The sequence below is a fragment of the Falsibacillus pallidus genome, from assembly GCF_003350505.1.
GTDB classification, from domain to species: domain Bacteria; phylum Bacillota; class Bacilli; order Bacillales; family DSM-25281; genus Falsibacillus; species Falsibacillus pallidus.
Genome location: NZ_QQAY01000009.1, coordinates 1 through 18,876, shown reverse-complemented (window position 1 = coordinate 18,876; position 18,876 = coordinate 1). Strand labels below are relative to the sequence as shown.

The 18,876-nt window shown below is 42.4% G+C and carries 20 protein-coding genes, 1 tRNA gene and 1 riboswitch; of the genes, 6 read left to right on the top strand and 15 right to left on the bottom strand.

All coding sequences use genetic code 11. From position 1 onward, the window contains the following. Window positions 1-945, top strand: coding sequence for a DUF1385 domain-containing protein (locus DFR59_RS13375; protein ID WP_114746166.1), 945 nt, complete (start codon window positions 1-3; stop codon window positions 943-945). Window positions 946-1,009: 64 nt separating this feature from the next. Beyond that, window positions 1,010-1,348 carry an SA1362 family protein gene (locus tag DFR59_RS13370; protein WP_114746165.1) on the top strand — a complete coding sequence of 113 codons (339 nt, stop codon included), beginning with the start codon at window positions 1,010-1,012 and terminating at the stop codon, window positions 1,346-1,348. A gap of 7 nt (window positions 1,349-1,355) precedes the next feature. Here the strand turns inward: DFR59_RS13370 and DFR59_RS13365 are convergent, their stop codons facing one another. The 3 genes from DFR59_RS13365 to DFR59_RS13355 form a co-directional block, all read right to left on the bottom strand. Next, window positions 1,356-2,240, bottom strand: a complete 885-nt coding sequence (locus tag DFR59_RS13365) for a patatin-like phospholipase family protein (protein ID WP_114746164.1) — start codon at window positions 2,238-2,240, stop codon at window positions 1,356-1,358. Between the two features lie 160 nt (window positions 2,241-2,400). Further along, complete coding sequence (locus DFR59_RS13360) at window positions 2,401-4,965, bottom strand: vitamin B12-dependent ribonucleotide reductase (RefSeq protein WP_114746163.1); 2,565 nt, start codon at window positions 4,963-4,965, stop codon at window positions 2,401-2,403. Window positions 4,966-5,408: 443 nt separating this feature from the next. After that, window positions 5,409-6,245, bottom strand: coding sequence for a lipoate--protein ligase family protein (locus tag DFR59_RS13355; RefSeq protein ID WP_114746162.1), 837 nt, complete (start codon window positions 6,243-6,245; stop codon window positions 5,409-5,411). A gap of 112 nt (window positions 6,246-6,357) precedes the next feature. Here DFR59_RS13355 and DFR59_RS13350 point away from each other — a divergent pair, with 112 nt between their 5' ends. Next, on the top strand, window positions 6,358-6,777 hold the full coding sequence (locus DFR59_RS13350; protein WP_114746161.1) for a rhodanese-like domain-containing protein: 420 nt from the start codon (window positions 6,358-6,360) through the stop codon (window positions 6,775-6,777). A gap of 132 nt (window positions 6,778-6,909) precedes the next feature. Here DFR59_RS13350 and gcvPB read toward each other — a convergent pair whose 3' ends face one another. Genes gcvPB through gcvT form a run of 3 tightly spaced genes read right to left on the bottom strand, consistent with a single transcriptional unit; the run spans window position 6,910 to window position 10,838 of the window. Then, window positions 6,910-8,367: an aminomethyl-transferring glycine dehydrogenase subunit GcvPB gene (gene gcvPB, locus DFR59_RS13345; protein WP_114746160.1), complete on the bottom strand. Its 1,458-nt coding sequence runs from the start codon at window positions 8,365-8,367 to the stop codon at window positions 6,910-6,912. After that, window positions 8,360-9,709 (bottom strand): aminomethyl-transferring glycine dehydrogenase subunit GcvPA, encoded by a 1,350-nt coding sequence (gene gcvPA, locus DFR59_RS13340; protein ID WP_114746159.1) that lies wholly within the window; start codon window positions 9,707-9,709, stop codon window positions 8,360-8,362. Before gcvPA ends, gcvPB begins: the two co-directional genes overlap by 8 nt. Window positions 9,710-9,731: 22 nt before the next feature. Continuing rightward, the gene (gcvT, locus tag DFR59_RS13335) at window positions 9,732-10,838 is read right to left on the bottom strand and encodes a glycine cleavage system aminomethyltransferase GcvT (protein WP_114746158.1); all 1,107 of its coding nucleotides are present in this window, start codon (window positions 10,836-10,838) and stop codon (window positions 9,732-9,734) included. A gap of 305 nt (window positions 10,839-11,143) precedes the next feature. Further along, window positions 11,144-11,232, bottom strand: a riboswitch (glycine riboswitch). 162 nt (window positions 11,233-11,394) lie between these two features. Here gcvT and DFR59_RS13330 point away from each other — a divergent pair. Further along, the gene (locus DFR59_RS13330; protein WP_114746157.1) at window positions 11,395-13,095 is read left to right on the top strand and encodes a DEAD/DEAH box helicase; all 1,701 of its coding nucleotides are present in this window, start codon (window positions 11,395-11,397) and stop codon (window positions 13,093-13,095) included. Further along, on the top strand, window positions 13,064-13,846 hold the full coding sequence (locus DFR59_RS13325; protein ID WP_114746156.1) for a YqhG family protein: 783 nt from the start codon (window positions 13,064-13,066) through the stop codon (window positions 13,844-13,846). The genes DFR59_RS13330 and DFR59_RS13325 overlap by 32 nt, the downstream gene beginning before the upstream one ends. A gap of 22 nt (window positions 13,847-13,868) precedes the next feature. On the opposite strand, the gene DFR59_RS13320 is transcribed toward DFR59_RS13325, so the two are convergent. From DFR59_RS13320 to comGA, 9 genes are read right to left on the bottom strand one after another with little or no spacing between them, the layout of a single operon-like run. After that, window positions 13,869-14,051, bottom strand: coding sequence for a YqzE family protein (locus DFR59_RS13320; protein ID WP_114746155.1), 183 nt, complete (start codon window positions 14,049-14,051; stop codon window positions 13,869-13,871). A 39-nt stretch (window positions 14,052-14,090) separates the two neighbouring features. Beyond that, on the bottom strand, window positions 14,091-14,600 hold the full coding sequence (locus tag DFR59_RS13315) for a shikimate kinase (RefSeq protein ID WP_114746154.1): 510 nt from the start codon (window positions 14,598-14,600) through the stop codon (window positions 14,091-14,093). 10 nt (window positions 14,601-14,610) lie between these two features. Beyond that, window positions 14,611-14,982 carry a competence type IV pilus minor pilin ComGG gene (locus DFR59_RS13310; protein ID WP_158538388.1) on the bottom strand — a complete coding sequence of 124 codons (372 nt, stop codon included), beginning with the start codon at window positions 14,980-14,982 and terminating at the stop codon, window positions 14,611-14,613. After that, window positions 14,975-15,412, bottom strand: coding sequence for a competence type IV pilus minor pilin ComGF (comGF, locus tag DFR59_RS13305; protein WP_114746278.1), 438 nt, complete (start codon window positions 15,410-15,412; stop codon window positions 14,975-14,977). Before comGF ends, DFR59_RS13310 begins: the two co-directional genes overlap by 8 nt. Further along, a complete protein-coding gene (gene comGE, locus DFR59_RS13300; protein ID WP_114746152.1) occupies window positions 15,405-15,737 on the bottom strand; it encodes a competence type IV pilus minor pilin ComGE in 333 nt (110 codons plus the stop codon). The genes comGF and comGE overlap by 8 nt, the downstream gene beginning before the upstream one ends. Continuing rightward, the gene (comGD, locus tag DFR59_RS13295; RefSeq protein WP_114746151.1) at window positions 15,727-16,221 is read right to left on the bottom strand and encodes a competence type IV pilus minor pilin ComGD; all 495 of its coding nucleotides are present in this window, start codon (window positions 16,219-16,221) and stop codon (window positions 15,727-15,729) included. The genes comGE and comGD overlap by 11 nt, the downstream gene beginning before the upstream one ends. Next, on the bottom strand, window positions 16,148-16,456 hold the full coding sequence (gene comGC / locus DFR59_RS13290) for a competence type IV pilus major pilin ComGC (protein ID WP_114746277.1): 309 nt from the start codon (window positions 16,454-16,456) through the stop codon (window positions 16,148-16,150). The genes comGD and comGC overlap by 74 nt, the downstream gene beginning before the upstream one ends. 14 nt (window positions 16,457-16,470) lie before the next feature. After that, complete coding sequence (comGB, locus tag DFR59_RS13285) at window positions 16,471-17,475, bottom strand: competence type IV pilus assembly protein ComGB (RefSeq protein ID WP_158538387.1); 1,005 nt, start codon at window positions 17,473-17,475, stop codon at window positions 16,471-16,473. Continuing rightward, complete coding sequence (gene comGA / locus DFR59_RS13280; RefSeq protein WP_114746276.1) at window positions 17,441-18,535, bottom strand: competence type IV pilus ATPase ComGA; 1,095 nt, start codon at window positions 18,533-18,535, stop codon at window positions 17,441-17,443. Before comGA ends, comGB begins: the two co-directional genes overlap by 35 nt. Before the next feature lie 145 nt (window positions 18,536-18,680). Between comGA and DFR59_RS13275 the strand changes: the two genes are divergently transcribed. Continuing rightward, window positions 18,681-18,752, top strand: a tRNA-Gln gene (locus tag DFR59_RS13275). Window positions 18,753-18,876: the final 124 nt, after the last annotated feature.

The window sequence follows — 18,876 nt, the reverse complement described above, 5'->3', positions numbered from 1 at the left end:
ATGGAGAAACAAGAAAGACCTGCATATGGCGGCCAGGCTGTCGTCGAAGGGGTCATGTTCGGAGGTAAAAAACATACGGTCACCGCAGTAAGAAGAAAAGACGATTCAATCGAATTTTTTCATCTTCCAAGAAGAAGCCGTCCTGTTTTTCAAAAACTGAAGAAGATCCCTTTTATCCGAGGAATTGTAGCCATTATTGAAGCGAGTGCAAATGGTTCACAGCATCTTAATTTTTCTACAGAGCGATTTGATGTAGACCCTGCAGAGGATGAAGCAATCAAGGAACAGCAAGGCTCCAAATTATCTATGATCCTTGGGGTTGCCACAATTGGGGTCATTTCCTTCCTTTTTGGGAAATTTATTTTCACGTTAGTCCCGATTTTCCTTGCACAGCTCACTCGTCCTATCTTCAGCAGCGATTTTTCCCAAGTATTAGTCGAAGGATTTTTCAAGCTGCTGTTTCTATTGGCGTATATTTATTTTGTATCCATGACGCCGCTCATCAAAAGGGTTTTTCAATATCATGGTGCAGAACACAAGGTAATCAATACGTATGAAAATTTCAAGGAGTTGACAGTCGAAAATGTCCAGGCGCAATCCCGCCTCCATTATCGCTGTGGAAGCAGCTTCATTCTCTTTACTGTCATTGTTGGTGTATTCGTTTACATGCTTGTCCCTACTTCTCCGCTTTGGCTTAGGATCGTCGACAGGCTGGCTTTGATTCCTGTTGTGCTCGGCATATCTTTTGAAGTACTGCAATTAACAAATAAACTTAGAAGTGTGCCAGTCCTTCGTTATCTTGGCTATCCTGGCCTTTGGCTTCAATTGCTTACAACAAAGGAACCTGCGGATGATCAAGTGGAAGTTGCCATTGCATCGTTTAAAGAGATGCTGAAGATGGAAAATAAAGAGCAAGGGAATCCAGATGAAGAAGAAATTGTATAATTTCTGCAAAGAAAGGTTTAAATTGTCCTAAAAATGCTCATCATGCTCATAGGAGGTGGCTTTCGTGAACGTTCGTCATTGGTTTCTTGCAGGAATCATCGTTTTAGCCTTAATCGGGCTTTTCTCCAATCCTTCATATTTGCTGCGGCAGGCCTTATTTGTTATCGTCATAGCCGCCATCATATACTTCATTTATCGAGTAATTCGGATGAGAAAACCGGACGGGAAAGACCAAAGAGCATTTATCAGAGCAGCGAAAAAAACAAAAAAGAAACATAAAAAACGGCCAACAGCCAGTGTCTCTTCCCTACAATCCCGCAAAAAACCGATTCGGAAGAAATCTCAGGCAAATTTGACCGTCATTGAAGGCAAAAAAGGCAAAAAGAAAAATCGTGCTTTTTGAGTCCATTTTAATAGCACCATTTTTTGAAAAATTCATTGGCTTTCAGGCGCCCTAGTTCAACGAGGGCGTTTTTTCTTTGCTCTGTTACTTCAAAGCTTGTAGCTTGAATGTTTTCAACAGGGATAAAAATGATATTTTTCGCATGCTTCCTTGAAATATAGCGGGAATCATGTGCATCCTTCATCGTTTCAAACAGTGCTCCAAACATTTGGACGCCATTTTTGATTTTATTCGCCTCCGCCATGCTGCCTTCAGGACTGAGCTTGATCCCAAGAACAGGACGTACATTCTTCACATTTTCTTTATCAAACAGCCACATAGGGAAGTTGCTCAACACTCCCCCATCCACTACGATGCTAGTTCCACCAAGGCCCTTCAATCGGACAGGCTCGAAAAAATAAGGGATGCTGCAGCTCATTCGTATCGCTCTTGCAACCGGGAAAGAATCGGGTGGAATGCCGTAGCGTTCTAAATCATCCGGCAGCACCATCAGTTTTCCGTTTGTCAGATCGGATGCAATCACCCTAAGTGAATCCTTTGGAAGGTCTGAAAATGTGTAGATTCCTTTTTGGGCTAATTTCTCCTCCAGCCACAGTTCCAGCTTATTCCCTCTAAAAACACCCAATCTCCAGTAAATCAGCAGCCATCTCGCAAAAGGGAGAGGCAGCAGAGGCCTGCGAATATCGAGAAATCCTTTTACATCTGTTTCATTTAATAAGTGGATCATTTCTTCAGACGAAAATCCTGCTGCGGTAAATGCCGCAATGATGGAGCCTGCAGAAGTCCCTGCAACCCTTTTGAACCGGAATCCTTTTTCTTCGATTGCCTGAATAGCTCCAATCAGTGCGAAACCTTTTATGCCTCCTCCTGAAAAAACCCCGTCAATCCACATTGTTTCAGCCCCTTTGATACTTCCTTCTTACATTTTTAATTGTATGAGGCTGAAATTAGAACTGAATATTAGTGGGTGAGCCAAAACTGCCTGTATTTCATTTTCAACCAAAAAAAAGACTGCAAAGAGCTTTCTTTGCAGTCTTTCTAGCACTTCTATATTATAGGCCGCATTTTAATTGTGCGCCGCAGTTATCGCATGTATTGCAGCCGCCCATTTCTTTTACTTCACCTTTTCGGCATACCGGGCAAGTGTTTCCGACTTCTGAACCGATTTTCACATTTGTGGATCGAAGTTCTTGAATCGTATCAACAAGTACGACAGGTTTTTGGTCAGAGGATGGCTGAGAGATATCAGCATTATCTTCAAATGAATTCTCTTCTGCCTTCAACGTCAATACTTGTGCATCGCGGCTTCCGTCAACATAGACTGTTCCGCCTTTTGCACCGCCATTATATAGGCGTTCATATACTTTTTCCACCTGTTCAACCGAATAACCCCTCGGAGCATTAACGGTTTTTGAGATGGAACTGTCAATCCAGCGCTGGATGACACATTGGACATCGGCATGGGCCTCAGGAGAAAGGCTCATGGCTGTCACAAACCATTCAGGAAGAACATTCTCGTCCGCTCCCGGATTTGCATCAAGATAATGCTTCACAATATCTGCCTTCACTTCAATAAACTTGCCCAGACGTCCGCTTCGATAGTAAGTGAAGGAGAAATATGGTTCAAGTCCTGTTGAAACGCCTACCATTGTCCCCGTGCTTCCGGTTGGGGCTACTGTAAGGAGATGCGAGTTGCGGATGCCATGGGACAGGATGGAATCCCTGATATCCTGAGGCATCTTTTTCATATAGCCCGTTTCAATGAACGCTTGTCTGATTCGATTTCCTTCTTCTGCAGAGCTGCCATCCAAGAATGGAAAGCTTCCTTTTTCTTTAGCGAGATCGACGGATGTTCTGTAGGCAGTGGTCGCGATCACTTCGAATACTTCATCTACAAGAAGGTTTCCTTCCGGTGAACCATATTCTTTTTCACAGTAGATGAGAAGATCGGCAAGACCCATGACACCAAGCCCTACGCGGCGTTCGCCCAATGCCTGCTTTTTATTTTCTTCAAGGAAGTAAGGTGTCGCATCAATGACGTTGTCTTGCATTCTGACCCCTACTTCAACAGTGCGCTTCAGCTTTTCGAAATTAACGGTCTTATTTTGTTTATCGGCCATTTCTGCAAGATTCACAGCTGCAAGATTGCAGACAGAAAATGGTGCGAGAGGCTGTTCCCCACACGGATTTGTCGCTACTACTTTTTGTCCATATGCTTTAGCATTCGTCATATCATTGGCATTGTCGATGAAGAAGATGCCTGGCTCTGCTGAGTAAGTGGCACAGACGTTGATCAGGTTCCAAAGTTCTTTCGCTTTGATTTTTCTGTAGGTGCGGACTTTATGGCCAAGCTCCTGCCATTCCCGCACATCGCCGATCTTATGCCATTCTTCGTTATAATGATTCATTTGTTCTTCATTATAAGACTCCACATCCGGGAACCTCAGGGAATACTCAGCGTCCTTTTCAACAGCTTCCATGAAATCCTTGGTCAAGCAAACGGAAATGTTGGCTCCTGTCAGGAATTCGGAATTATGGACGGAATAATTGCCGCCAAGCGTAAGCTTAAGCTCTGCATCCTTGATGATTTTTTCATCAAATCCGCCATAGCCCGGGATTTGCTTATAATTAATAATTCCTTGATACATCGCCTTTTCCTGCTCAGTGAGAGGAGTGAATTTCAATTTTTCATTCGCGATTTTCTTTATATGTTCATCTTCTGTGTTTTCAATCAAGAAGCGGAGAATCCTTGGATTCTGCATCTTGGAAATGATGAATTCCACAATGTCCGGATGCCAATCGGCAAGCATGATCATTTGGGCTCCCCTGCGTGAACCGCCTTGTTCAACGAGGTGAGTAAGCTTTGCAATGTCATCCAGCCAGGAGACAGATCCTGAAGATTTTCCGTTTACTCCTTTTGCCAGTGTATTTCGTGGTCGGAGAGTGGATCCGTTAGTCCCTACGCCTCCTCCGCGGCTCATGATTTCCATCACTTGCTTGCGGTGTTCAGAGATGCCTTCCCTTGAATCCTGTACAAAAGGCATGACGTAGCAATTAAAGTACGTTACGTCTGTCTCTGCACCAGCCCCATATAATACCCTTCCGGCAGGGATGAAATTGAGGTTGACAAGCTCATGATAGAATTTCTCAAACCATTCTTTTTTCTTTTCTTCCGTTTTCTCTACAGAAGCAAGGCCAGTCGCGTTTCTCATAGCAATTTGCTCATAATAGATTTCAAGCGGCTTTTCAATAACATCAAGAGATTTCTTTACAATGCCTGTCTCGATTTCTTCTTGGCTGTCAAGCACACTTCTATATTCTTCTTCGACAAGAACGTCTGCTTCTTTCTTCTCCCAGTCGATTCCAACAATGTAACCCAGCCCCCTTGCAGGGAACTTAGGATCCTCTTTAATAGTCAAAACGACATAATCGCCTTTTGATAGGGTGATTTTTTCCGTATCCTTGAAAGAGTATCTATCAATCATGACTAAGCGGGAAACACCTTTATGTGTGATATGCATGTCCGGAGTGATTTCGTGGACTTGAGAAAATAATTGAATATCCTTATTAAGCTGCTCCTTATTTAGTTGTGGTTTCAGGTGAATACTAGTCGACATTACGCCAGCTCCTTTAAATAAAATAAATCCATTCTTTTTCTACCAGAATTTATTCTCTGTTGTCTTTGGCAAAATAACTATATCAAAGATGCACTTCTGTTTTCAACTAATAAACACAATATATTGTGTTATTTTTTACTTGACATATACTATATATAGTTTTTGGGTCATAACTTATGAAAATTGTCAAACTGTGAATATGATAGAAATGAAAGAAAAAGCGAGGGAATGAGAGGGAAACATTCTTTCTCTGCATCATTTTATAGATTTCAGAGTTTGCGTTATGGAGTACATTCATCAATACCTTGCGAAACATATCCTCAAACCTGATTCTGTTTTGTCAATCCTCTTTATTTTTTATTTTTTGTGAGAAAAAGAAAAAAGCGGCCAAAGGGGAATTGTTAATAGATACCCCTTTTGGCACCGCTTTTTCGTCTATCTCATTATCTCTTGTAATTCCACTCATCGCTTTCATATCTTTCTTTAGCGATCTGATTCACATAGGAAAGTTCATCTTCTGTTAGTGTATAAGGTTCAAGCTCTATATTCAAACCTTCCTCAAACCCTTTTTTGAATGCTTCTTTTGCCATATGCAGATCCACTTTGCGCGAACTGATCTCATTAATGGCAACGGCTTTGCTCTTAAAGGCTTTTTGCATCCGTTCCTTTACTCTTTCGCTTGGATACTTGAACAAGCTGAAAAGCAAGTCTTCATCCAGATCGAGCAGGATGGATCCGTGCTGAAGGATGACACCCTTCTGTCTTGTCTGTGCACTCCCGGCAACTTTTCGCCCTTCGACAACGAGTTCGTACCAGCTTGGGGCATCGAAGCAAACTGCTGATCGTGGGTTTTTCAGACTGCTTCTCTCATCTTCCGTCCTCGGCACCGCAAAATAGGCTTCGAGGCCAAGCTCATGAAATCCTTTTAGAATACCTTCAGAAATCACTCGATAGGCTTCCGTCACGGTTTTAGGCATTTCAGGATGTTCTTCTGACACAATGACACTATATGTCAGCTCTTGATCATGCAGGACGCCTCTGCCGCCAGTCGGGCGACGAACGAATCCCAGCTTGTTCTCTCTTACTGCATCCATATTGATTTCTTTTTCTACTTTTTGAAAATAGCCGACGGATAAAGTGGCCGGATCCCATCCGTAAAATCGGATCGTAGGAGGGATTTTCCCTTCACTATGCCAATCCAGCAAAGCTTCATCCAATGCCATATTAAAAGAAGGGGAACAATTCCCCGAGTCGATAAAACGCCAAATCTCTTTTGTCATGCTGCAAACCTTCTTTTTTGTCATTATTATTTAAAATCCGCTTATTAGTCTATCAAATCTGGATAAAAAACAAAAGCCCGCCGCTTTTTAATACTTTGATTATGCCAATAAAATGACTATAATAGAAGTAGCTTTATTGTTAGAAAGGGGAATAACATTGTACATATTGTTAGCAGTAATAGCAGGGATCATCGCCTACTCTCTTTTTAATTTCTTTTATCAAAAGAGAGTCATTAAGACATTATCCGAAGAAGAGTTCCGTGAAGGCTATCGGAAAGCCCAGCTTATCGATGTACGGGAACCGAACGAATTTGATGAAGGACATGTTTTAGGCGCCAGGAATATTCCATTATCCCAGCTAAGAACACGAATGAAGGAAATCCGTCCCGACCAGCCGGTTTATCTTTACTGCCAAAGCGGTTTAAGAAGCGGAAGGGCTGGACAGATGCTCTACAGAAAAGGCTACCGCAACCTTAACCACCTTCAAGGCGGTTTCAAAAAATGGACTGGCAAAGTGAAAGCGAAAAAATAATCGATGCCGTCCATCCTTATAGATTTGTTAAAGCACCAGTAGATGTCTACTGGTGCTTTTAGTTTATAGACAGGATTCAAACAAATAGAAAAGGGATCAGCACCATGGCCGATCCCTTTTCTCTATTCATTTTTATGCTTGATAGCGTAAAACAGGCTTTCTTGCTGCAAGTGTTTCGTCCATGCGTTTGACAACAGTGGTATGCGGCGCTTCCTGCACCACTTCCGGAGTCTCTTCTGCTTCTTTTGCAATCTGGATCATTGCATCAATGAATGCATCGAGCGTTTCTTTTGATTCTGTTTCAGTAGGCTCAATCATGATGCACTCCTCGACGTTCAATGGGAAATAGATCGTTGGCGGATGATAGCCGAAATCAAGCAGACGTTTAGCAATATCCAGTGTACGCACACCCAGCTTTTTCTGGCGTTTTCCGCTCAGTACGAACTCATGCTTACAGTGGCGGTTAAAAGGAAGATCATAATATGGAGCAAGCTTCCTCATCATATAATTTGCATTCAAGACGGCATATTCCGTCACAGCCTTTAACCCATCAGGACCCATAGAACGGATATACGTGTAGGCGCGAACGTTGATGCCGAAGTTTCCATAATATGGCTTCACTCGGCCGATGGATTCAGGGCGGTCGTAGTCGAAATAGAATCCTTCATCCGATTTTCTTAGGACTGGCTTAGGCAAGTAAGGAATAAGATCTGCTTTAACACCGACTGGTCCAGAACCAGGGCCACCCCCGCCATGAGGTCCGGTAAATGTTTTATGGAGATTCAAATGCACCACATCGAAGCCCATATCTCCAGGTCTTGCTTTAGAAAGGACAGCATTCAGATTAGCGCCGTCATAATAAAGCTTCCCGCCTGCTTCATGGACAATCTGTGCCATTTCGAGGATATTCTCCTCAAATAATCCTAGTGTATTAGGGTTTGTCAACATCAATGCTGCTGTGTCTTCCCCAACGACCCTTCTCAAGTCTTCCAAATCTACCAAGCCATTTTCATTGGATTTGACCGTAACTGTTTCAAAGCCCGCTACAGTTGCAGAGGCTGGATTTGTTCCATGGGCGGAGTCAGGGACGATCACTTTCGTACGTTTCAAATCCCCGTTTGCTTCATGGTAAGCACGGATCATCATCAATCCTGTCCATTCACCATGTGCACCGGCAGCCGGCTGTAATGTGACCTCGTCCATTCCGGTGATTTCAATGAGATGCTCTTGAAGATCGTACATAAGTTCCATCGCACCTTGAACGGTTTCTTCAGCCTGATGTGGATGAATATGGGCAAAACCGCTGTATCTTGCAACACTTTCATTGATTTTTGGATTATATTTCATCGTACATGAACCTAACGGATAAAACCCGGAATCTACTCCGTGGTTCCGTCTTGAAAGTGCGGTGTAATGACGCATGATATCCAGTTCTGATACTTCTGGAAGATTTGGCTCCTCTTTTCGGATATACTCTTCAGGAATCAAGTCTGCAACCGGAACTTCCGGAATATCCATTTCAGGCAGGCTGTAACCCACTCTTCCCGGTTTAGATATTTCAAAAATGAGTGATTGATGGCTATTATTCATGAGAACCCCTCACTTCCTTTACAAAAGTATCAATTTCTTCCTTCGTGCGAAGCTCTGTAACGGCAACCAGCATATGATTTTCCAATTCAGGATAGTCGCGTCCCAAATCGTATCCGCCAATGATTTTTGATCGGTTCAACAATGTTTTATTCAATTCTTTCACAGGCTTTTGAAGTTTAATGACGAACTCATTAAAGGATGGGCCATCAAAAACGGCCTCAAATCCATTTTCCTTAAATGCCTGTTTCGCATAATGAGCCTTTTGAATATTTTGCATGGCGATTTCAGCCATTCCTTTTTTGCCGAGCGCGGTCATCGCCACTGAAGCTGCCAATGCATTCAACGCTTGGTTGGAACAGATATTAGAAGTCGCTTTATCTCTTCTGATATGCTGCTCCCTTGCCTGAAGAGTAAGGACGAATCCGCGTTTCCCGTCCTCGTCGACTGTTTGGCCAACAAGTCTTCCAGGTACTTTTCTCATCAGTTTGGACGTAACTGCAAAATATCCACAGTGTGGACCGCCAAATGCCGATGGGATGCCGAATGGCTGTGCATCACCCACAACGATATCTGCCCCAAGAGCGCCAGGGGGAGTGAGGGCACCCAATGAAAGAGGGTTGCTCGACACGACAAATAATGATTTATGGTCATGAGCAATAGGTTCGATTTCTTTCAGGGATTCGATTTGTCCGAAGAAGTTCGGATATTGGACAATGACTGCCGCTACATCGTCATTCATCTCCGCCTTCAAGGCTTCCAAATCCGTCACACCATTTTTATGAGGGACTTCGATGACATCTATGTATTGTCCCTTAGCATACGATTTGACAACTGCTCTGGATTCAGGGTTCACAGCTTCTGAAATCACAATCTTTTTCCTGCGAGTATGGCCGGCACTAAGCATGGCTGCTTCCGCCAAGGATGTTCCGCCATCATACATGGAAGAGTTGGCTACATCCATGCCAGTCAATTCACAAATCATGGATTGGAATTCGAAAATCGCCTGAAGCTCTCCTTGGGAGATCTCCGGCTGATATGGAGTATAAGCTGTATAAAATTCAGAACGGGAAATGACATGGTCCACAATTGTCGGGATATAATGGTCATAAACCCCAGCCCCAAGGAATGAAGCATGACTCCTTAAGTCTGCATTCTTTGAAGCCAATTCGGATAATTCCTTCAATAGTTCCGTTTCTGATTTAGCCTTTTTTATGTTGTATTCCCCATTGAATCTTACTTTTTCAGGGATATCTTCGAATAGCTCATTGATGTTCTCAACACCTATGGCGTCAAGCATTTCCTTTTGGTCTTGCTCAGTCATCGGCAAATAACGGTGCTTCATCCTTCTATCTCCCTTCGAATCCTTATTTTTTTGGCCTTTTATAAAATGGTGTTGCTACAACCGCAGCTTTCAGGCGTTTCCCCCTGATTTCCACCTCAACTTCAGTGTCCAATGAAGAGAACTCTGATTTGATGAGTGCAAGCCCGATATTTTTTTTCAACGTCGGGGATTGGGTCCCTGTCGTCACTTCGCCAATTCTTTCATCCCCAATGAACACTTCGTAGCCATGGCGGGGAATGCCGCGGTCAATCATTTCGATTCCGACGAGTTTCCTCGGCGCTCCATTTTCCTTTTGTTCCTTTAAAACAGATTTGCCATTAAAATCGGCTTCTTTATCAGCACGGACTGCAAATCCGATTCCTGCTTCGATCGGGGTGATATCTGGTGACAACTCTTGACCGTATAGAGCAAGATTCGCTTCAAAGCGAAGTGTATCCCTTGCTCCAAGCCCACATGGAATGACTCCCTCTTCTTTGCCTGTTTCAAGGATAGCATCCCAAAGCTTAACTGCATCTTCTGCAGCACAATATATTTCAAATCCATCTTCCCCTGTGTATCCTGTTCTGGAAACAAGTGCATGGATTCCCTTTAAATCTACATTTGTTTGAAATTTAAAAAATTTGATATCAGATAATGAATGCTGATTGGCCAATTGTTGAAGCACAGTTTCCGCCATTGGCCCTTGAAGCGCCAGCTGAGCCGTTTCTTCAGATAGATTACGGATGGAAACATCTCCTTCAAGATGTTTTTCAAGCCAGTCATAATCCTTTTGAATGTTGGATGCATTGATGACTAGAAGGTAATGATTATCTTCCATTTTATAAACAAGAAGATCATCCACGGTTCCGCCATTTTCGTAGCACATCGCTGTATATTGTGCTCCCCCATCCTTCAGCTTGGAAATATCATTTGTCATCAATTTTTGAAGATAATCGAGGCTGTCTTTCCCTTTGACTTCGACTTCCCCCATATGTGATACATCAAATAATCCAGCTGTTGACCTTACTGCTTCGTGTTCCTCTTTGATACTGGAAAACTGCACCGGAAGATCCCAGCCGCCGAAATCGATCGTTTTTGCCCCATACTTTTTGTACACTTCAAATAAAGGTGTTCGTTTTAAATTTGACATGCCACTTCCCCTTTCAACATTCATTTCCAAAATAGTCACTCATCTTCTATCCATGAAAAAAGGACAGAGAAATCCCTTTTTCTTTGGATTTCTCTGTCCTTGGACCTGAAAGTTTTACCATGATGTAATGGCTTTCCTCTTTGGTGGCTTCTATTATAAAGTTCGGCAAGCAGCGGGCAAACATCTGCAATTAGTGGCCCTTGAATGTTTCATAGGATCAATAAAGCAGTATTCTATCAGTTCGATAACATATACCCGCAGCATAAACGCTGCCTCATCTCTATTTGAAACACTCTCCAGAGCTGCGTCCAACAAGAGTCTTTTTGCCTGAGAGATTCACAGTTGTCTGCTTGCTCCTTCGGCGCCGGAAACCAGTCTCTCCCCTTGTCGTCATTCGCCTATATTATATTGAAAATTGGTCATAATAAAACAATAATGAATGATTTTGGAAATGTCTCTGATATGCAAATGTTTGAATCATTCAAAATCTACTTACATCCTATCATTAAACCATTCTTTTCGGCAATCAATTTTTGAATAAGAAGGAGTTGTTTCTATGCCTATTAAAATAGAGTTTGATGCCTCCTGGTCGGAAGGATTATCTGAGCGGTTCGCCAATGATGGCCCATGGGGGAATTGGGACTTGTTCCACTTAGCAGTAGAAGTGGAGCGGCATCTCATCATACCGGAATTTGAAGGTCTCCAGGCACCTAAACATCTTTCCCATTTGACTCCGCTTCCCCATCAGCTGGAAGTCGCCAGGCAGGTGGTGGAAAATATGAACGGAAAAGCCATTCTGGCAGATGAAGTCGGACTTGGAAAAACGATTGAAGCCGGACTTATATTAAAAGAATACATGATTCGGGGACTGGTCAAGAAAGTGCTGATCCTCGTCCCTGCTTCCCTTGTATCGCAATGGGCATTTGAATTGAATACGAAATTCCATATTCCTGCAGTTGCCCAAAAGAAAGATTATGTCTGGGACCAGTGCGACTGCGTCGTATCCTCCATCGATACAGCGAAACGGCCGCCGCATCGGGAAAAGATCTATGAACAGGATTATGACCTCATCATCATCGATGAAGCTCATAAACTAAAAAACCACAAAACCAAGAATTATGAATTTGTCCAAAATCTCAAGAAAAAATTCTGTCTGCTGCTAACTGCCACCCCTATTCAAAATAAGATTGAGGAAGTGTTTCATCTAGTCTCCCTCTTGAAGCCTGGCCATTTAGGCAATGAATCTATTTTCTCAGAGAAATATAAAAAGGGAGATCAGTCCATCCAGGATGATGAACATTTAAGAGAACTCGTCAATAAAGTCATGATCCGAAATAGAAGGTCTGATACAGGCATTGAGTGGACAAAACGGCACGTCCAAACGATTCCGATTGAATTCAGTAAAGAAGAAAGGGAGCTTTATGATTCTTTCCAAATTCTGAAAAGCCATCATGATTTCATTGCAACAAGTCCCTTCTCCATCATGACCTTGCAAAGAGAAGCCTGCAGCAGCCGGGAAGCAGTCTTCTTCACATTAAAAAATATGATTGAAAAGACAGAGAATCCTTCACGGGCTTATCAAGACAAAATAGCCCATCTTTTTCAGAAAGTTGATGCAGTCGCGAAAAATTCCAAAGCGGAAAAAGTTCTGGAGCTGGTTCAGCAAATCAATGATAAAGTTATCATATTCACGGAGTATCGTGCGACACAGCTTTACTTGCAATGGTACCTGAAACAGCATGGAATCAGTTCAGTTCCATTTCGCGGCGGTTTTAAGAGAGGAAAAAAAGACTGGATGCGTGAACTGTTTCAAAACCATGCCCAAGTGCTGATTGCAACTGAAGCGGGCGGTGAGGGAATCAACCTGCAGTTCTGCCATCATATGATCAACTTTGATCTCCCTTGGAATCCGATGAGATTGGAACAGAGAATCGGAAGGGTCCATCGGTTGGGCCAGGAAGAAGATGTTCATATATACAACTTTGCAACTAAAAATACAGTGGAAGAACATATCTTGAAGATCCTTTATGAAAAAATCAACCTATTCGAAAGAGTCATCGGAGAACTAGATGATATTTTAACCAAGTTGGAATTTGGAAAAATCGAGGACCATTTAGCTGATATCTTTGGCAATTCCCGATCTGAGGGTGAGATGAATATCAAAATGGAGAATCTCACCGCCATGATTCAATTTGCAGAAACCTATGGGAAGGATGAAGCCCGCCATGCAGCAGCAAGAAATACATCAATTTCTTGAACAGTATTTTTTAGCGAATAAGTGTGAGTTGACAGGGAGCGGAAACGGGTATCTGGAAGTGCAGCTTACCATCGATATGGATAAAGAGCTCATGAACAGGCCCTTTTACTGGCACTACTTAGAAAAGACCGGGGGCATCCCAAATCCAATGAAAGTTTCCTTCATTACAGACCCACTCGCGGCTCCGGAAGGGATGAAGGGAGAAAATGTTCATTTCGGTTCCCCCCGGCTGCATCAGATTTTCCAATCAGCCAAGAAACTTTCCAAATATGTCAGGCTATACGAAAAGCAGCCAGCCTTCCAAATCAGACAGACCCCCCTTCACCCTTGGCTTGGGGTCAATATGAAAGTATCCTTCGTCTGCGATCGAAAAAAAGACGTGTTTCGATCATTTGGTCTTAACCTGATAAATGGACAGCTGGTGGAGGAATTTCATGAACAGGTTTCCCAAAGGCCGTTGACGCCTAAAATCCCTGATTTTTGTTTTACTCTTTCACCTATCATCAGACCCGCAAGTGGAATTAACCGGATCCAGACTTATTTAGAAAATGAATTATCGCAGCTTGATGAGAGCTGGGGCCAGGCGGCCTTGAAGCGATGGGATGAGGATTTAGCCTTGCTTGAGCACTTTTATGGCGATTCAATAGAAAAACCTGAATCCTATTATACGGAAAAGGAAGCATTGAAAGAACTTTATGAACCCCGCATCACGATGGAAATCATTAACGGCGGGATCTTCTATCTTTCATAACAAAAAAGTCTGATGGCAGCCATCAGACTTTTTTCTTTTTGAACATCATGATAAATGCATATGGAATGACGCCGAACCACTGAAAGAGCAAAGAGGGCCTCTGATCTTTTCTGATGCTTCTCTGCTCCCTCCGCTCAGCGACAGGCTGATCAAAATGTTTCACGAAAGTTTGAGTGATAAACTTTACATAATCATTTGTAGACATACAGACACCACCAAGTTCTTTTGGCTACAGTATGCCCTTTTACCTGCGATTTAACCGCTTCTCTATTTCTGATACAACTTCGTCGATTGATGAATTGGAGGTATCGATAATAATGTGGGCGGATTTTTCGTAGTAAGGCTTTCTTTTTTCATAAAGGCTGGAAAACTCTATTTCGTTTTTATTCTGTAATAATGGCCGCTCTGCATCACCTTTAATACGCGAAAAGATGACCATTGGATTGCATTCCAAAAATATGACCGTACCGGAGGATTTCATGAGTTCCCTGTTTTCTTCTTTTAATACCATCCCACCGCCAGTTGTGATGACCCCCTTTAACATTGATGTTTCTTTCAGGATTTCCGTTTCCAAATGGCGAAAATGCTCTTCCCCATACCGGCTGAAAATATCCTGAATGCTGCAGCCTTCCTTTTCAATGATCATTTTATCAGTATCATAAACCGTTTCACCCAAAAGATTCGCCAGTCTCTCGCCTACTGTTGTCTTTCCAGCCCCCATGTAGCCAACTAAGTAAATAATTTTCGTGTTCATGGTTGTCCCCCTAGATGTTATCAAAATCCATCATCTTTTTTGTTTCTTTATTATAAACGAACGTCATGGGAAATTTCCTGCCTTCTGCACCAACTGCAGACAAATGTACGATCAACTGGTCTCCAATCTCTTCTGGTTCTATCTGAATTCTCACTGTTGAGAAAGTCATTTCTCCTTGTGCTGAAATCGAATCTAATTCTTCTATATGTTCCTGAATATAGCTCACTGCAAGCATAGTGGCTGTCTTCACCTTATAGTATTCAATGATTTCCTGACTATATTTCCTTTCTGCCAGGGTAATGGATGCTCCGATTGTAAGGCTGATCATCATTGCCATGGCCAAAACGAGGACCATCGGAAAAACCATTCCCTTTTCATTCATTGATGCTTCCTCCTTCAGCGAAAGATTTAAGTGCAATCGAGCCGGAGCGCCTTTCCCCATCAGTAAACTGAATCGAAATCACTACCTGATTGAGATCGAGTTTTAATTCTGACGACTGTATATCCTGCAGGACAATTTCATGCCCGAGCTGATTCACTCTTCTTCTGATCACGTTTTGATATTTTTCATATAAAACTTCTCCCTGGGATGTTTGGAGTATGATTCTTCCCTCACTCTCCGAAACACTCTCTGATTGATGGACCTCATTTCGCAATTGAATCATAAACAACTCCCACTCGTAGTCTATCCCTGGATCAAAGGAACGAAATGAGTGATAAGCAGAAAAAATCAAAGGCAGGAAACTGCAGATGATAGTAAAAACCAGGAGGACCATCAATGATTCAACGAGAGTAAAACCCTTCTCATTCATTCTGATTAAAACATGTCCTTACATTTTGATTAGATGCATCCATATACTTCACACAGGCAAACCAGTCCCCATTTAGATCTTTATCCACCTGCACTCCGTATTCGGATTGATTTTCTATCACAGTCCCTTGATAAATGGAATTCAAGGCCATCATCTCTACCTGCTCATAAAGTATCCGGTAAGCATCCATCTTTAATTTCATATTTTTAAGATCCTGTGAGAGATGCTGCAATAGAGGAAGCAGAGAGGACACAAGCATGATGATCAAACTAAATGAAATGATAGATTCCACTAAAGAAAATCCACTTTCGCTGTTATTGAACAACAAATCGCCCCTTTCCGATAAAAATTTTCATATGAACAACTTTTTGATACACACTGAAATTCAACGTGCCAAATTTGCTTATATCACCATCACCTGAAATCATGAATGACTGTAAATTGGAGTCTAATAGATCGACACTGTCAGGGAGCTTTTTATCAAAAAGCACCTTATTATCCCTGATTCTGTAGGCACGATATTGATCCGAGGCACTGTAAAATTTTATATAAACCGTTTCCTTCCGGCTGACAGCATATGACTGGGCATAATATAAATCTGCTTTCAATTCGGAAATAAAGAACTCCCTTTCAAGTACAGAAGGTATTCTTTCCATTTTGGTTAAACCAGCGGCCATAATTACAGTGAAAACGGAAAGGACAACCATCATTTCAATTAAAGTAAATCCATTCTCGTCAGCTTCCCGTGGTGGAAACAGTTCCATCAGCTCCGATCGATACCTCATCCCCGTTGGCACAAGATGTTTCATTCTCCCTTAAATACCCAGCCCCTTGCAGTTCCTCCACCGTGGCAGGATAGGATTTATTCTCCATATAATAAGCTTCTACCTGTCCCTGGACCATATTGACAAATGCTTTGCACCCTTTGTCATTGATTGAAGCCGTATGCTTTGTGATATTGGGGATCGTGATAAATAACAGGATGGAAATAATCAATAAGACAATCATCATTTCCACCAAAGTAAATCCCTTTTCATTCTTCATTGTTCCACTCCCTTTCATATTGTTTCCATCGCCTTGAACATCGGCAGCATGATAGACAGGTAAATCGATATGATGAATACAGCGATGATGATGAACGTAGAGGGCTGAATGAACTTCAGCCACGTTTCTAGACTTTTTTTGCCGGACGCCAGACAATGCTGGCTGTAAAACAGCAATTCCTGTGAAAGCTGTCCGCTTTTTTCACCATGAAGGACAATCAATGAAAGGTCTTGATTCAAAAAACGGAAGCCTAGCAGAGATTCTGAAAAAGTTTTACCCGACTGAAGCTGTTCGTGGATCCTCACTGAAACTTCCTTGAGCCATGGGTGAAATTCCTGTTGTTCCATAATCTTCAATCCTTGTTGAATCGAATGGCCGGATGCCAATAAAAATCCCCATTCACGGGAAAAAAAGTAGCTATTCATCAAAGCAGCCTGAAATCCAAGCAAAGGGATTCGACTGATGAATTCAGCCTTCTTTAACGCGCTCCACCTCTTCATGATGAAATGAAAGATGGTGAAAATAAAAACCATTATAATCAGGAAAATAATTAAGTAGAGAGGCATATTGTTTAATGTGTTCAGATACAAGGACATTCCTTTTGAAGGAGTGAAGCCCATTGAGGCATAAAGGGAGAAAAACCGTGGGAAAAGCAATGTTTTCATTATCATGATGATCCCTAGAAGGATGATGAATAGAACAAGAGGATATTGAAGGAGTTGCATTACTTTTCTTTTATCCATTTCTCGTTGGATCATGTATTCACCTAAGTGCTTAAGGGCATGTTCCAAATTCCCATTTTTCTCAGCTAAGAAAATTTGGGTACACGCGGTGGGATCAAATTCGTTTTTATATAAGGAGTCATTGAACGTTTCCCCTTCAAAAAGCGATTCTACTACATTATCGATGCTCTTTTTCCATGTTTCATGGAGCCTCGCCAAAAAGCTCAATGCTTCAACGAGAGTGAAGCCATGATGAAGCAGGTCACTTAGGAGCAGGAATAATTCCCCCTGCTCCATAGGCTTGAGACTGTTCCTCTTCTGAATGTACCCAGCGAATATATTCCTCTTTTGAAACATATCCAAGTGCTATCCCCTTCCTTAATAAATTCCTCAGTGTGGGGTACGTGTATTCCTCTTTCTCCCCTTTCGCTTCATTTAAGACAGCGTGCAGGTTTTTCCCATAAAGCAATTCATAGACTCCCGTTTTTGAATGTGAATGCTCGTGGGTGCATATTTTTTCTTCCTTGATGCAATTCATACACTTAAGATGAACGAGTCTTTGGGCTGATACCGCTATAAGAGTTTGTTCTATCTCATGCCAGCTGATCCCAAATTCAAGAAGCCGATAAATCGCCCCTTTTGCATCACGGGTATGCAAAGTTGAAAGGACTAAATGCCCTGTAAGCGCCGCGCGAATGGAGATCTTTGCGGTTTCCGCATCTCTTATCTCCCCCACCATAATAATATCCGGATCATGCCTTAAAATGGCCCTTAAGCCGGTGGAGTAGGTTATGCCAGCTTTTTCATTGACTTGTACCTGCAGCAATTCATCATGCTGCTTCTCGATTGGATCTTCGAGTGTAATGACATTTCTGTTCATATTTTGCGAACAATAATGGATAAGGGAATATAAAGTAGTCGTTTTTCCGCTGCCGGTTGGCCCTGTGAACAAGATCAAACCGTGGGAATGGGAGAGAAATGCTTGAAGTTTTTGAAATGAAGCCGGGAACAATGACATCCGCTCTATCGGATACCGTTCTGACTGAAGAAGAATCCTGATGACGACGCTTTCCCTTGAATAGGCTGTAGGAAGAGTAGATATTCTCAGAGCGGCTTTATGATTGGAAAAATGAAGTTTGTAAGAACCGGATTGAGGTTTCCTGCTCTCGCTGATATCCATTTCTGCTACAAATTTAAAATAGGAAATTAATCGGTCGCCTGAGGAAATCGGGAGGGGTTTTTGAGGGATCAGCCTGCCTAGACATCTGAATTGAACGGAGTAGTCGTTTTCTCTTGGAACAATATGAATATCTGTTGCCTGCTGTTCCACTGCAGAAGCTAATAGAGCATTTGCCATGCCTTCGATTGTATCTGCGATGACTTTCACCACCTTTTCTTTGGATTAAAACAATAATTCGACAATAGATGCCTTTTTCCTCCCTGAACCGTGAATTTTTTTGAATAACAAAAGTAAAAGACGGTTAAATTATTATAGTAATCGATGGGCTATAGCCAAGCGGTAAGGCATCGCACTTTGACTGCGACATGCGTTGGTTCGAATCCAGCTAGCCCAGTAGAAAAGCGGAAGCGCCCTGATAGCGGAAATCGAGTAGGCGCATGAATGATTCATGCGCCTCTCACAGATCCGTACGTGCGGGTCATCGCATACGGCTCCTCCATATTATCCCCGCTGGGGAT